Source organism: uncultured Psychrobacter sp. (assembly GCF_947500265.1).
Taxonomy (GTDB): Bacteria; Pseudomonadota; Gammaproteobacteria; order Pseudomonadales; family Moraxellaceae; genus Psychrobacter.
Genome location: NZ_CANMRN010000003.1, coordinates 346,281 through 360,543 on the forward strand (window position 1 = coordinate 346,281; position 14,263 = coordinate 360,543).

Sequence of the window (14,263 nt, forward strand, 5' to 3'; positions counted from 1 at the left end):
TCACTACTGACTAGTATTGCTTCCGTGCAAAAAATTGGCGAACAGTGCATCAAAGCTGATACTCAACGTGGCAATCGCTTGTTGTCTTGAGTAACGCTGCTGATGACAGCCCAATATCAACTCATGTACTTGTGCCGCCGCCATATCGACGCATAGATTGACAGCACTACGCTCGCAAGAACGATTGGATAACTGCAATCCTTGAATAAATATCTCTGTCCATTCTTCTTGTATTTCGGTAATCAGATTGCCCAGTCCATTATTCAATGATGACTGGTTTTCTATACTGTCACTAAATCTAGGACGGTCTTCGAGCAAGTGTTGAAACAATGCGATATTCTCAAATGCAGAATCAAAAATCATAATCAGGCATTGTCGACATTGCTGATTAAACTGATCTTTATTCAACACATCATAATCTTTGAGCATATTGACCCATGCCAGTCGCATCGGGGATAGATAATTGTCTTTTAGTTGGGCGCTCAGCTCGTTTTGTAGCGCCTCTAGACTCTCAAAATGATTGTAAAAACTGGGCTGTGCAATACCTGCACCTTTGGCAACTTTATTCATGCTCATGCCCTGAGCACCTTCCAAGCTATACAACCGCAAAGCACTTTTTAATAACGCACGCCGAGTCTTGGCTTTTGCTAGCTCACGTTTAGATTCTACTGGGACTGTCAAATCTGGAGCTAATACATTCAATGCAGAGGTATTCCTATTCAATAGATAATTATATCGACACACCAGTAATTTACCTTAGGTGCTATTGTGCCAAAAAAATGTGATGATAATGGTCAATTGCCGATAGCGAATATCTTAGCTATAAGGTTATAGTCATTTAAACCATATGTCTATAGCTAAACCAATAGTAGAACTCATGCTTCACAAAACAACCATTTCTAGGCCACTATCATGACATCACCTGTATTCTCCCCTTTAGTGCTGCCTTGTGGCGCTACATTACCCAACCGCTTAGCGAAAGCTGCCATGGAAGAAAACATGGCTGATGTCGGTCAAGTCCCTGGCCCTACTCTGCTCCGTCTATATAAAAACTGGGCCGAAGGCGGGACAGGTCTGTTAATCACGGGAAACGTGATGGTCGATGGCCGCGCTATGACAGGGCCTGGTGGTGTCGTATTAGACAAACACAGTGAGATAGCGCCTTTTAGAGCGTGGGCAAATACTGCCAAGCACAACGATACGCAGATTTGGATGCAGCTCAATCATCCTGGTCGTCAAGTATATGCTGCCATGGGTGGCGATGTGCTATCACCTTCTGACGTGGCGATCGGCTTAGGCAAGCACTCTCATCTATTTGGCAGACCTCGTGCGATGACGCAGCAAGATATCGAGCAACTGATACAGCGATTCGCCGATAGTGCTCTAAAAGCAGAACAAGCTGGCTTCGATGGTGTGCAAATTCATGCCGCCCACGGCTATCTGATTTCTCAATTTTTATCACCGCTTACCAATAAACGCAAAGATAAATACGGTGGTTCGATTGAGAATCGGATGCGACTGTTAATCGAAGTAATCAACGCCATTCGTGCTCAAGTTGCGCCTACCTTTGCAGTCGCTGTTAAGATAAACTCAGCCGATTTCCAACGCGGAGGATTTGATGCAGATGATGCCAAAGTGGTTATTTCAGCGATGAATGAATTGGCGGTAGATTTGGTCGAATTATCAGGTGGCAGCTATGAAAGTCCCGCCATGCAAGGCAGCACAGCAGATGGTCGCACGTTGCAACGAGAAGCTTACTTTTTAGATTTCGCAAAGGAGATTGCTCAAGTCGCTACCATGCCTATCATGACGACAGGTGGCGTTAGACGATTGACTGTCGCAGAAGAGGTACTGGCGCAAGGGGTTGATGTGGTTGGTATGGGAACCGCATTAGCCATGAACCCTGCTCTACCGAATGACTGGAAAAATGACAGTACGCTTAGTGCTCACAATCCTGTGGTACGCTGGAAAGATAAGACCTTAAGTGCAGTTGCTACAATGGCGGTCATCAAGCGACAATTACAGCGCATGGGACAAGGGAAGTCGCCCAAACCAAATGCCTCACCAATTTTCTCATTGATTTCTGATCGTATACGAATAAAGAAACTCACCAAACGCTATCATCAGTATTTGAATAAATATTCGACAAAATAACTTTTAATCAATTTCAAAGACAATAAAAAAGCAGCTACTCTATTTTTGAGTAGCTGCTTTTTTATCTACATAAGTATTTTTGAATAAATAATATATTTTCTTAATATTTATATAAACAACAAGTTCATAGAAGGAGTTATTATCACGCATAATAGACGCAATTTACGTGGCACTACTACAGCAGCCCTGTATATAACACTTAGTAAACGCTCACTATAATTAAGTAACACTATAAACATAGCATATACAGACAGCTGAATTGAAAAGTCCTATATTTAATCTCACAAGATATTTGGAACCAATCATTTATCCTTGTGCAATACAATTAGAATAAAAATTAAATAGTATTATCAGTAATCGATATCGTGAAATAAGAATCAAAATGGTTATTAAGAAATAAATCAAACACAATAAGTTCAATAAAAGGAATAATACAATGAACGAACATACTCTAAAAGGCGAATGGAACCAAATGAAAGGTTCAGTTAAACAAAAATGGGCCGAGCTAACAGACGACGACCTTACCCATATCGAAGGTAGCCGTGACAAGCTAGTAGGCCGCGTACAAGAGCGTTACGGTCATGCCAAAGAAGACGCAGAGCGTGAAGTAGATGATTGGCGTGTAGAAAATAAATATTAATATATTTAGTTCATAACTACTGTGCTGAATAAACTGAAAAACCGCATAGAAATATATGCGGTTTTTTATGGCAGATCTTTACTGTACAGACAAGCTGCTGGAGAAAGAAATTACCATTCTCCAGACACGATAAAACCGCATAGCAATCAATTGTTATGCGGTTTTATTGTTAACTATCCATGTTACCTATCACGACTGCTTTTCATGCATCCTTGCACAAATATTCAGTATATTGTGATACTGGGCATCCTGCCCTTTTTACTACACTACAGCTTCAGTATTACTTGCTGCTATCAGCAAAGGGTATGTGTCCTTACTTCAATCGCTATTGTCATCCTGACGCTAGTTATCGAATCATTATCCTTAATGCGGTCAACTCAATCCTTGAGTCACATTCCCTAATGCCGTGTGACTATAATGCCTAACTCTCACTCGCATGTTAAGTCGCGTAAACGTCATTGCGTGTAAGCATATGCTTACACCAATCTATTTTACTTGCCACAATTATTACAACTTATTAACGCAAATGACACCTACCGCAAAGTTTTGTACTCTATTATAGATAATGTAAGGAAATATTTCGAAAAATAAATCACTAGAAACACTTATTAACTACGATCTAATTTAATTCGCCAGAATACTTTTAAAATCTTATAGTTATAGCAGATATAGATATTTCTATATCTACACTGCCTACTTAATACCATCATAGGATATTGCCTCATGAAAATGATAAAACCCTTCTCTATTAAGGCCACTTTGTCTACTGGTCTTGTCGTTGCATTATTGGGTACGACAGTGGGTTGTACAGTTGTAGGCTCAGGATATGACAGTCAGCCTGTCTATCGTGGTGATAATAGCCAAAATAATAATTTTAATCGCGTAAGTCAGCAGCTTCGACAAGACTTGCGCCGCAAAGGCTATCAAGTTATAGACATCAGAGCTGATAGTTACCGTGGTGATCGAGCTCTTACGGCTTATGCTAAAAAGAACAACCAAGCCTACGAGCTAAAATATACTTACCCTGCCCTAAGACTCATCAGCTCAAGCAAAAAAGCATGGCCAGATAACTGGAATAATAATAAGTCGCACAAGGATAATGACCGCTATAAAGAAAACAAGCATCAAGATAATTATCAGAATGGTCAGCGCTATAAAAAAGGCGATGTCGAAGACACTATTAAAAGAGAATCACGTTACCCAGCTATCAAACGCCGTGCTATCAACAAAGTAAGAGCTATGGGCTACCGTGTTGAAGATATCGATCTTGAAGAAAAAAATAAGCGCGGTGTCTTTGAGATTGAGGCCAAACGCGGCTCACAGAAGTATGAGATATTATTAAGTTATCCAAATTTAGATGTTATCAAAGTCAGAAAAGATTGATCGCTTTCAGCATTTTCAGCTAACTACCTCGGTACATTTAACTTTTACCCATATTGAGCAACGAAATATGATTAGGAGAACATTATGAAAACTCTATCATTTTCAACATTAAAAACGGTAGCGACTGGCAGCATAGTCGCAGCTTTATTGGCAGTGACCACAGGCTGTGTGACTGCACCGAATGGCTACAATGGCTATGACGACCTATACGAGCATACTCATAAGGACAATAAAGGCCATAAAAAACACAAAGACAAAAAGAACGATAAAAACAGCTATGTCTCCGTTGTCGAGCAACGAGCTGCTAGTAAAGTCCGTAGCATGGGATACCGTGTCAAAGATGTCAAATATAAGAAAGGCGATCGTAAAATTAAGGTAAAAGCCGAACGTGGTCGCGACGATTATAAAATCGAACTGGGCTATCCAAGCTACAACGTGATTAAACTTAAAAAAGATTAATCAGTTTTTAAATACTGATATTCACTATTAATACTCAGTTGGAACTTTAAAACTTTATAACCAAATAATCATCAAGTGGCTTATTTGGTTTTTTTATGAGAGTTCTTACACTCTATTAGCTAATATCTTTCCATATAAAACTAAAAATCCAATACTTTTATCACATCATAAGCTGGCGTTTCATAGGGGTGTGCCTCTTTTAACGCGATAATGGTAGCATCGATAAAAGCTTCATCTACCACCATTTCCACTCGCCACTCATCGACCGTTTCTAAGCTATCCTGTGTACCAATGTGCGGCATACTACCTGATAATGGCATAAACTGACCAGCTCCTCGTACCTGCCAACAGCATTGCTCATAGTTTCCAATCTTCCCAGCGCCAGCAGCAAATAGAGCAGACTTTACTTGGTCTAACGCTGCATCAGGAATGAAAACGGTCAACTTATACATAGGCTTATCTCATAGAATGGTTTTGAATTTCAATATGCTAGTTCTTAGATAAGGAAGGATGCTCGGTCCATATATAACGTAGTAGCCAGTCTTTGGCATCACCTGCATAATCAATACCAATACGTGGGCGTAGTGATACAGGTGGCTGGCAGCCATCATCTTCTATCCAAACTTCTGATGCCGGCGAGATAGGTTTGCCATATAAATCGCGATCAACTTGCAAGCGTTTGGTCAATTTACCAGGGCCTGCGAACTGCTTAGGATGTGTAAACTGCTTATCTGGACTGAGTTGTTGCTCTTCGATCAGACGGTCACTATCATCAGTCAAAAACCCAGCGCGAATCAATACCGATTCAGGCGACTCTATAGAGCCGCTAATCAAATTTAGCATATGATGCACGCCATAGGTCAAATAGACATAGAACACACCGCCTTGCTCATACATAATCTCTGTGCGCGCCGTTCGAGTGCCTGCATGTGAGTGGCAAGCGGGGTCATCTTGACCAATATAGGCTTCGGTCTCAGAGATACGCATACGTAGTGTTTTTTGCTGTCCATCACTATCGGTTAGCTGTCGACATAAGACTTTACCAATCAGGTCAGCAGCGACCACACAGGTCGGACGAGTGAACCAGTCAGGCTCTAAAACGGTTGATGAGGCAGTAGACATCAGCAAAACCTTTTTTTATTTTTATGGTCTAATTGATATGAATAAGTACTAACAAATTAGCATAAAAGTAAGATAAGGTATCGCGGACAGTGTTGGCGCTATGTTTGATTTTTTATACGAGCTAAACTACCAGCCTTTGTCTAAAGAGTGATACTGGTTGATGAATAGATAGAAGTTGCAGTCTGTTATAAGTGGTTCCATTATGGTGGTCTATTTTAAGTGGTCTGTTAATAGGTTCTTGGGGTGAAATAACTGGTTTCGTTGGGGGTATACCCTTTGTATGTACTGATCTGGATAAGGTTTGCATATTTAGTCCAGCAGCTGAGTTTGAACCTAGCATTCATGGCAGTAAAGCTTTGGGGAGAATTAAATGATTTATTTTCGAGATAATGAGTCTTGGGTTCAATTTGGTCAGCAAAGATTGGATGATCCTAACATAGTTGTTATAGACTTAATGGGCTGTGAGAGTAAAGAAGATTTCACTTTGACAATAGGGAAGGTATTGTACGGATCTTACAGCCCTAAGCTAGTTACAGGTAAAAGCCTAGATGCGCTTACAGATGTAGTATCAGATTATCTGATTGAAAACTGGTTAAAATGGAAAGAAGTTTACATTATTGGATGGAAATACTTTACTGATAAACATCCTATTTTTTCGCAATATATGTTGTCTTCTTTTGTGAATTCCTACATTAAAAGTCTTTCAGGGGAATTGCAACTAGTTGAATGGGGAGAAAGAAATTTTCAAGATTTGTACCTTTTAGAAGCATTGACAGACGCAAGACCAAAATTTTTTTTGGTCTTGAATTAACATATGAACTTTTTAATAGGTAAAAACACTAGGTAGCCAGCAATTCAAATACGATAGAATATGTATGCTAAGTACACCGTCATTATCTCAATAATTCAACCTATTGGCATATATAGCTCACAGCTTAGGGTTCAAGTCCTCACTAGAGTACCATTATAAATATAATGACATAAAAAAACTGAGCACAAGGCTCAGTTTTTTATTTTATGCTAAGTATCAGATACTTATTTTAATGGTACACCAATACGGTCAGCGACTTCTTCATAAGCTTCGATCACATCACCTAATGACTGACGGAAACGGTCTTTATCAAGTTTCTTCTTAGTGTTCTTATCCCAGATACGGCAGCCATCTGGTGAGAACTCATCACCTAACACGATACGGTCATGGAATACGCCAAACTCTAGTTTAAAATCAACTAGAATCAAATCACCCGCATCAAACAATGCCTTCAGTACATCGTTGACTTGATAGGTTAGCTCTTCCATTTTAGCCAGTTGCTCTTTGGTCGCCCAACCAAGAGATACAGAAAGTGATTCGTTAACCATCGGATCACCTAGCGCATCATCTTTATAAAACAGCTCATACGTTGGCGGCGTCAATGCCTGACCTTCTTCTAAACCTAAACGACGTACCAAACTACCAGCTGCAAAGTTACGAACCACGCACTCTACAGGAATCATGTCCAAGCGTTTAACCAACACTTCGTCATCAGATAATTGCTTCTCGAAATGTGTTTCGATACCAGCATCAGACAATTTTTGCATGATAAAAGCATTAAAGCGGTTATTAACCACACCTTTACGTGCTAATTGTTCGATACGCTTACCATCAAGCGCTGAGGTATCATCACGGAAGTGCAAAATCAGAAGATCATTGTCTTCTGTTTCATAGACAGATTTGGCTTTACCTTTATACAGCAGTTGTTGCTTTTGCATTATGGGGGTTCCTGTTCGTTCAAGCTTATGTGGTAAAAACGCGCAGCTACCGCTGACTGATGTAAGATACATGGCTTGCGGCTATGATAAAAAACGCAACAGTCAGCGATATAGATAAGGGAGTAAGTTTAGTTCGAAGTGTTGCTAACAGCACGCTGAGGTTTTGGCAGCTGATACTGATTGCCTGACTCATTTTGTAGTTGGAGCGTGTTTGCCCCAGCATTAGGTGTTGAATACAAAGGTACAAAAGGTGCCGTTTCTTGGGCGGCAGGTAGCTCTATCGGTGCAAGCTTTTTGCTTTGTTGATAATCTAAGCTGCCGTTGTCACGTTTACCAAGCAAGTTTTTGGTCGCTTGACAACCGCTCAATACCAAAGTGCTACCCAAAACCAAGGTCAGCATTGCTGGAAGTAGTTTTGTCGTCTTTGATGATACTGTTTTTGATGATACTGTCATCATGTTGTCTCTCTGAGTTAGCAGTTATTGCTCATGTAGGCGATTGACTTATCATTATAAGTTGACTTGCTGCTAGCTCGAATATCAATCATCGAACTAGCAACAAATCTAAAATCGCCGAATATCAATTGGCTAAATATCAATTTATCGTATGTTTGCTCGAACCAATGCTTCATCGATAGTCGCATGATGCTGCTCGGCGAGCCAAACCAATGGCAGACGGATACCTTTATCGATAATGCCCATTTTATGCAAGGCGTACTTCGCTGGGATAGGGCTTGATTCGATAAATAGGTCACGGTGCAAATGTTTGACCACGTCATGGATTTTACCAGCCGCTTCAAAGTCACCACGTAAACCTGCAGAAAAAGTCTCACTCATGGCTTTTGGCGCCACGTTAGCAGTGACTGAGATATTACCTTTGCCACCTACTTTCATTAGATCAAGCGCAGTGCCATCATCACCAGATAACACAACCATCCTGTCACCAACGGCTTTGATCAACTGCTCACCGCGACCGACAGATCCTGTCGCATCTTTGATAGCAACAATATTATCGATATCACACAAACGCTCAACCGTTTCTTGAGCGATATCAACCACTGTACGGCCAGGCACGTTATACAGCATTTGCGGTATATTTACGGCTTTGGCAATGGCTTGATAATGCTGAAATAAGCCTTCTTGTGGCGGCTTATTGTAGTAAGGAGCGACTAGCAACGCACAGTCCGCACCTGCATCGGCAGCATCCTGAGTCAGCTTGATGGCTTCCATCGTGTTGTTGGCACCAGTACCCGCGATGACCGGTACACGACCTTTAACATGCTGGACAAAATAGCGAATGACATCGCTATGCTCTTGCATAGATAGGGTCGCTGATTCACCAGTAGTACCAACAGCTACAAGACAGTGTGTGCCCTGCTCAATCTGCCAATCTATGAGATCTGCGAGACGTTTATAATCGACCTTACCGTCAGGGTGCATGGGCGTTACCAAGGCTACCATTGAGCCTTGTAGTCGGGTTTTGATCTCGTCGTATGCTGTGCTCATAACCGTGCCTTACTGTATTATCCTAGCTTTTATTAAAGCTGTCACATGATAGGTCGTTTGCAAGTGGCCATTTATTTGTGTGCGTTGATAAACGCTGATGGCGTAACTTACTTGATGTTAATGCTGCGTCTCTACTTACTATAATAGCGTTTGTACCATAGATTATTATATCTACGATATCAGTATCGTGATGGCCATCTACCAAGAGTAATAGGCGTACCTACTAACCGACAGAAATATAATAATAAGAGTGCTCGTTAGTGTAGCATATTTTGATTTGACCGCTATCAATCAATTGGCAGTCAACCCATAAATTTAGTACCAAAAAACGGGTATGATTTTTTGCTTGAAATTATAAAGCTTGGCCTAAAACCTTGTAGATAAATAGTTACATCATTAAAGGAGCATTTTAGCGTAATCAACGTACGCTGATAAGTCTCTTATGTAATATTAACGAATCGTCAACACATCGATAGTAGGTCGATAAAATCGAAAAGGCAACCCTCTCGTACCGATGCTCATGAATATACAATATTCTATTAATAAGCTAAATAGAAAGCACAATTATTGACGTGCGCGCTGCCTTTATACCCTGAACCATAATCTGAGTTATATTATTAGCCACATTAACAGTCACGCTTTAATCATGACACCTACTCAATACGCAGACCAATAATAGCAGGAATGCCTTGGCGTATAACTTCTATAGTGACTACGCCTTTTTTAGGAAGAGAAGAGATAGCACCTGAAAAGTCTGCCACTGTTTTAATCGGCTTTTGATGAAAGTTAGTAATGACATCGCCTGCCAGAATACCTGAGCGTGCGGCCAATCCAGTAGGATCCACAGTGGTAACCAATATGCCCGTCTTATTATCGACAGCGATTTCTGCTTGTTCATCTGCCGTCAAATCGCGTAAACGCAAGCCCAACTGTACATCATCATTTTGCTCATCACCGCTCTGTGCTCTTACATCATTAGGCGCGTAAGCGAGCTTGCCGTTAATCACCATCTGCTTACCGTTACGCTGAATCCGTGCACGGAAGGGGTCGCTTGGACGCGCTCGATTGAGCAAGTTCAGCAAGTCTGATGCCTCCATGATTTGTACATCATTGTATTGCAGAATGATGTCACCAGGTTTTAGGCCTGATTTTTGTGCTGGCGAATCTGGTGATACACGAGTCAGTAAGGCACCTTGAGGGCGCTCTAAATTATAAGCCTCGGCCAGATTGCGATCGATATCTTGTGGATAGATTCCTAGGTAAGCACGCGCCACTTCACCGTCATTTTTTAGCTGCTCATAAATATCCATGGCAGCGTCAATAGGGATAGAAAATGACAGTCCCATATAACCGCCCGTACCACTAAAAATGCGCGAGTTAATACCAATTACTTCGCCGCGCTGGTTAAATAGTGGCCCGCCAGAGTTACCCGGGTTTAATGCCACATCCGTTTGGATAAATGGTACGCTCGTCTCACGCGAAAAACTACGCGACTTGGCACTGACAATACCAGCAGAGGCTGAATAGTCAAAACCAAATGGCGAACCAATTGCTAACACTGGCTCCCCTACTTTTAGACCACTTGAGTCGCCGATAGGCAGGGCTGGAAATTGACTGCCCTCAACTTTTAGCACGGCCACATCTGAGCGCTCGTCACTACCAACCAAAGTTGCATCAAGCTCAGTTCTATCATTGAGCGTCACAGTAATTTTGTCCGCACCTGCGATGACATGATGGTTGGTCAGCATGTATCCATTGGAGGTAATAAAAAAGGCCGTACCATAAGCATGTTCAATCGCTGGCGTCGCGACTCGATCAGGGATGCGTAGACGATCACCAAAGAACTGACGCAATACTTCAGCAGTCTGAGCCTTAGCAAGCTCGGCCTCACTAATCGTTTTGGTGACATTAACGCGTGCCACTGCTGGCGTGACTTGTTGCACCAAACCAGAGAAATCAGCCGTAGTGACTGCAGCCTGAGCACTGTTTATCGTCGTGACATTAATACTAGCGAACATCGCGGTACTAACAGCGAGTGCCAGCGCACTACGTTGTAACCAGCGCTGCATATTGGCAGTGGTCTGTCCTTTGAACATATTGATAGGCATTTTGTGTCCTCCATATGAGTAATCGCTGTTATTAACAGCCACGTTATGATTGTCAGCGATAGCGACTACACCTAGCGGTATGCCCCTATTCGTTACTATTTGGTGAAATTATATTCTTTTATCTATTTAGCTTGTCTATTTATGCGGCGCAGCACTTTTATTCGAACCTATTGTCATAGCTATTTAGCCGTTACTTTACGCTTATTTTTATCACTACTCATTACTTGAATATTTATAGAGCTATTGTCTTTAGAACATGATTAATAGTGTCTTATAAAAACAAATACTCTCAGCGATCAGTATATGACATTTCATAGCGCCAACACTATTACCCTGTGCGCGACGTGCATGCCCCACGCAGCTACTGTATGATAAATAAAAACTTAAAGTATGATGCTAATGCCTTTTGCATAGTGCAGGATAACCCAAGGCAACGTTATTTCATATGGGCTTTATACACTTTTGTGGCCGTAAGATAGCTTTTTAGCAGGTACGGCTTACATCAGCTTGAAATAAAATCATGGTATGATGTCAAACCAAATATTTTACTAAACAAACAAAAGTTAGCTTGTATATGAGGCTGTTTATTGCAGGTTTATAAACTGGCTATCATCACTCTTGTTTTCCATCTTTTGCATTTCTAGCGTATTGTGATTTATCTAGAAGCGCTTTTGTCTTTGCTACTTTATAGTAGTTATATCATATCTAGCTTATGTTGTGATTCATGAGTGCTATCAGTGTGATGGCCTAGCTACAACAAAAACGGATAACAACTTAATGTTAAATAAACGGTAGCAACTATCTTATAACAGCTATCGATAGATATAAAATATGACAAGATTATAAAAGGATTAATTTATGGATACCGCCCTTTTGCTATCCGGCGTGGTTGGGATTGGCATTGCCGCCCAATGGTTGGCTTGGTATTTAAAGCAACCATCCATTTTATTTTTATTACTGATTGGTATTATCGTCGGCCCAGTGCTGGGTGTATTTGACCCAGACTTGGTGTTGGGCGAGCTGATGTTTCCCTTCATCTCTTTGGGCGTAGCGATTATCCTATTTGAAGGCTCGTTAACGCTAGAGTTTGATGAGATTAAGCAACATGGTACCGTGGTACAGATGCTGGTATCGGTCGGTGTACTAATTACCATTGCTATCGTGGCCCTATCGACTTATTTACTATTTGATGTCGATCCATTGATTGCGTTGCTGTTCGGTGCACTGGTCTGTGTGACTGGTCCAACGGTCATTATGCCGCTGCTGCGTAGTGTACGCCCTAACAAAACCATTTCCAACATCTTGAAATGGGAAGGTATTATCATTGACCCAATCGGCGCTATCGCTGTGGTATTGGTCTATGAGTACATTATCTCAGGCGGCGAAGCTAGTAGTATTCTACTGTTTGCTAAGATTGTGGTATTGGCAACTGCAATGGGTATGGCAGGCGCTTGGCTACTTGCATTCCTCATGCGTCGTCATATGATTCCTGAGTTCTTGCGTAATGTTTTTACCCTAGCATTTGTACTGGTCTTATTTTCAATATCAAATCATCTAGAGCATGAATCAGGTTTATTAACTGTTACAGTATTGGGCGTGGCATTGGCAAACTGGCCAAAATTCCCACGTGAAACGATTTTAGAGTTTAATGAATCATTAACCATTTTACTGATTTCAGTGCTGTTCATCATTCTTGCGGCGCGTGTAGAGTTGGCAAGCTTGCTCAGCGTTGGTTTTGCAGGGCTAGTGCTGCTCGCTATCGTGATGTTTGTCGCACGCCCACTATCAGTCTGGGCATCGGCTATCGGCTCGAACCTTAAGACCAATGAAAAGCTGATGATTAGCTGGATTGGGCCACGTGGTATCGTCGCTGCTGCTATCTCATCACTGTTTGCGATTCGTTTGCAAGAGTATGATATTCAGGGCGTTGAACTGCTTGTACCGCTCGTATTTATGGTCATTATCGGTACGGTCATGATTCAGGGTCTAGGCGCAAAGGTCGTCGGTAATTTACTAGGCGTACGTGAGCCTGAGACCAATGGTATTCTTATCGTTGGCTCAAACCCAATTGCGCTACTGATTGCTACCTCTCTCAAAGACCAAGGCTTTGATGTCATCGTTGCGCACAATAACTACACCAATATTGCACGCGCACGCATGAGTGGTCTACGTACTTACTTTGGTAATCCTATTTCTGATCACGCAGATCATCATCTGGATCTGATCGGTATTGGTCGTTTGTTTGCGATGAGTATGGACAAAGAAATGAACACGTTGTCCGAGATTCATTATCGTCATGAATTTGGTGAGCGTAAGTTATACCGTCTTAAATTCAGTGATGAAAAAGTCAAAAGCGAGCGTGATGACAAGCAATCTAACTTCCATTCACAGTGGTTGTTTGGCAAAGACGTGACCTATACCAAGCTTGCCAGTATGCTGTCCAAAAAAGCTCGAATTAAGATTACCAACATCACGGATAGCTATAGCTTTGAGCAGTATAAAGCGGACAATAAGCAATTTGTACCGCTATATACGGTAGATAAAGAAGGCAAACTGCACGTCATCACCGATAAGTTTGACGGTACTGTCCCTCGTGACCGTAAGCTTATATCGCTAGTGGTAGACGATGAAGTACAGCCGAAGCCAGTCGATGTAACGCCTAAGCAAGAGCAGGCTCGCATGGCAGCTGATGCTAACTTTGAGTCTAACTCAAAAGCCCCTGAAAAGCGCAAAGAGCAGGAGCTTAGCTCTGATGACAGTCAGGCAGTAGCGCCAGAGCCTTCGGTAGATAGTGACAAAAGCGATGAGCAAAATACCGCCAATCAGTCATCAACTACCCAAAGCAGTAACACCGAGACTAAGTCACCTGCTAGCACTACTGTAGAGAAAAGTGAGCCAGTAGAAGAGCCAAAAACGTCTGCTACTAATATGGATAATAAAGGCGTCATGTCTGCAAATTCGACAGCGACTTCGAAGACCAAAACCTCTACGAACAGTAATGGCAATGGTAGTGCCCCTAAAAATAAAAAAGGTGCGCTTGACCCAAATCGTCTACCTGACTCTGCTCAGGATAGCGACGCCTCTATCGCTACTACTGATGGTGTAAAAGTAGATAAAATAGATGACAAATAACGTGCATAGTT

At 41.7% G+C, this 14,263-nt stretch carries 13 protein-coding genes; 6 read left to right on the forward strand and 7 right to left on the reverse strand.

Features of this window, described 5'->3' with window-relative positions; translation table 11 throughout:
• Nucleotides 1-3: 3 nt before the first annotated feature.
• Nucleotides 4-702, reverse strand: a complete 699-nt coding sequence (locus tag Q0788_RS06370) for a TetR/AcrR family transcriptional regulator (RefSeq protein ID WP_298808828.1) — start codon at nt 700-702, stop codon at nt 4-6.
• A 210-nt stretch (nt 703-912) separates the two neighbouring features.
• Here Q0788_RS06370 and Q0788_RS06375 point away from each other — a divergent pair, with 210 nt between their 5' ends.
• From Q0788_RS06375 to Q0788_RS06390, 4 genes are all read left to right on the forward strand, one after another.
• Nucleotides 913-2,154, forward strand: a complete 1,242-nt coding sequence (locus Q0788_RS06375; RefSeq protein WP_298808829.1) for an NADH:flavin oxidoreductase/NADH oxidase family protein — start codon at nt 913-915, stop codon at nt 2,152-2,154.
• 436 nt (nt 2,155-2,590) lie between these two features.
• Entirely contained in the window at nt 2,591-2,794 is a 204-nt protein-coding gene (locus tag Q0788_RS06380; protein WP_057758006.1) for a CsbD family protein, read from the forward strand.
• Nucleotides 2,795-3,517: 723 nt separating this feature from the next.
• On the forward strand, nt 3,518-4,177 hold the full coding sequence (locus tag Q0788_RS06385; protein WP_298808830.1) for a hypothetical protein: 660 nt from the start codon (nt 3,518-3,520) through the stop codon (nt 4,175-4,177).
• An 84-nt stretch (nt 4,178-4,261) separates the two neighbouring features.
• On the forward strand, nt 4,262-4,636 hold the full coding sequence (locus Q0788_RS06390) for a hypothetical protein (RefSeq protein ID WP_298808831.1): 375 nt from the start codon (nt 4,262-4,264) through the stop codon (nt 4,634-4,636).
• 140 nt (nt 4,637-4,776) lie between these two features.
• Here the strand turns inward: Q0788_RS06390 and Q0788_RS06395 are convergent, their stop codons facing one another.
• Entirely contained in the window at nt 4,777-5,088 is a 312-nt protein-coding gene (locus tag Q0788_RS06395; RefSeq protein WP_298808832.1) for an NGG1p interacting factor NIF3, read from the reverse strand.
• Nucleotides 5,089-5,125: 37 nt separating this feature from the next.
• Nucleotides 5,126-5,758: a DNA-3-methyladenine glycosylase gene (locus Q0788_RS06400; RefSeq protein ID WP_298808834.1), complete on the reverse strand. Its 633-nt coding sequence runs from the start codon at nt 5,756-5,758 to the stop codon at nt 5,126-5,128.
• 370 nt (nt 5,759-6,128) lie between these two features.
• Between Q0788_RS06400 and Q0788_RS06405 the strand changes: the two genes are divergently transcribed.
• Entirely contained in the window at nt 6,129-6,569 is a 441-nt protein-coding gene (locus Q0788_RS06405; protein WP_191114555.1) for a hypothetical protein, read from the forward strand.
• A gap of 224 nt (nt 6,570-6,793) precedes the next feature.
• On the opposite strand, the gene purC is transcribed toward Q0788_RS06405, so the two are convergent.
• The 4 genes from purC to Q0788_RS06425 form a co-directional block, all read right to left on the reverse strand.
• Nucleotides 6,794-7,507, reverse strand: a complete 714-nt coding sequence (gene purC, locus Q0788_RS06410; RefSeq protein ID WP_057757995.1) for a phosphoribosylaminoimidazolesuccinocarboxamide synthase — start codon at nt 7,505-7,507, stop codon at nt 6,794-6,796.
• Nucleotides 7,508-7,635: 128 nt separating this feature from the next.
• Complete coding sequence (locus tag Q0788_RS06415; RefSeq protein ID WP_179798214.1) at nt 7,636-7,986, reverse strand: hypothetical protein; 351 nt, start codon at nt 7,984-7,986, stop codon at nt 7,636-7,638.
• Nucleotides 7,987-8,106: 120 nt separating this feature from the next.
• Nucleotides 8,107-9,012, reverse strand: coding sequence for a 4-hydroxy-tetrahydrodipicolinate synthase (gene dapA, locus Q0788_RS06420; protein WP_101204579.1), 906 nt, complete (start codon nt 9,010-9,012; stop codon nt 8,107-8,109).
• A 653-nt stretch (nt 9,013-9,665) separates the two neighbouring features.
• Entirely contained in the window at nt 9,666-11,120 is a 1,455-nt protein-coding gene (locus Q0788_RS06425) for a Do family serine endopeptidase (protein ID WP_160021460.1), read from the reverse strand.
• 858 nt (nt 11,121-11,978) lie between these two features.
• Between Q0788_RS06425 and Q0788_RS06430 the strand changes: the two genes are divergently transcribed.
• Entirely contained in the window at nt 11,979-14,252 is a 2,274-nt protein-coding gene (locus tag Q0788_RS06430; RefSeq protein WP_298808840.1) for a cation:proton antiporter, read from the forward strand.
• Nucleotides 14,253-14,263 lie beyond the last annotated feature (11 nt).

What these genes read in the sequence shown, in the direction of transcription:
- Q0788_RS06385 (WP_298808830.1), top strand. Translation starts at nt 3,518, where the DNA reads ATGAAAATGATAAAACCCTTCTCTATTAAGGCCACTTTGTCTACTGGT.
- Q0788_RS06390 (WP_298808831.1), top strand. Translation starts at nt 4,262, where the DNA reads ATGAAAACTCTATCATTTTCAACATTAAAAACGGTAGCGACTGGCAGC.
- Q0788_RS06405 (WP_191114555.1), top strand. Translation starts at nt 6,129, where the DNA reads ATGATTTATTTTCGAGATAATGAGTCTTGGGTTCAATTTGGTCAGCAA.
- Q0788_RS06395 (WP_298808832.1), bottom strand. Translation starts at nt 5,088, where the DNA reads ATGTATAAGTTGACCGTTTTCATTCCTGATGCAGCGTTAGACCAAGTA.
- Q0788_RS06375 (WP_298808829.1), top strand. Translation starts at nt 913, where the DNA reads ATGACATCACCTGTATTCTCCCCTTTAGTGCTGCCTTGTGGCGCTACA.
- Q0788_RS06430 (WP_298808840.1), top strand. Translation starts at nt 11,979, where the DNA reads ATGGATACCGCCCTTTTGCTATCCGGCGTGGTTGGGATTGGCATTGCC.
- Q0788_RS06400 (WP_298808834.1), bottom strand. Translation starts at nt 5,758, where the DNA reads ATGTCTACTGCCTCATCAACCGTTTTAGAGCCTGACTGGTTCACTCGT.
- dapA (WP_101204579.1), bottom strand. Translation starts at nt 9,012, where the DNA reads ATGAGCACAGCATACGACGAGATCAAAACCCGACTACAAGGCTCAATG.
- Q0788_RS06425 (WP_160021460.1), bottom strand. Translation starts at nt 11,120, where the DNA reads ATGCCTATCAATATGTTCAAAGGACAGACCACTGCCAATATGCAGCGC.
- Q0788_RS06380 (WP_057758006.1), top strand. Translation starts at nt 2,591, where the DNA reads ATGAACGAACATACTCTAAAAGGCGAATGGAACCAAATGAAAGGTTCA.
- purC (WP_057757995.1), bottom strand. Translation starts at nt 7,507, where the DNA reads ATGCAAAAGCAACAACTGCTGTATAAAGGTAAAGCCAAATCTGTCTAT.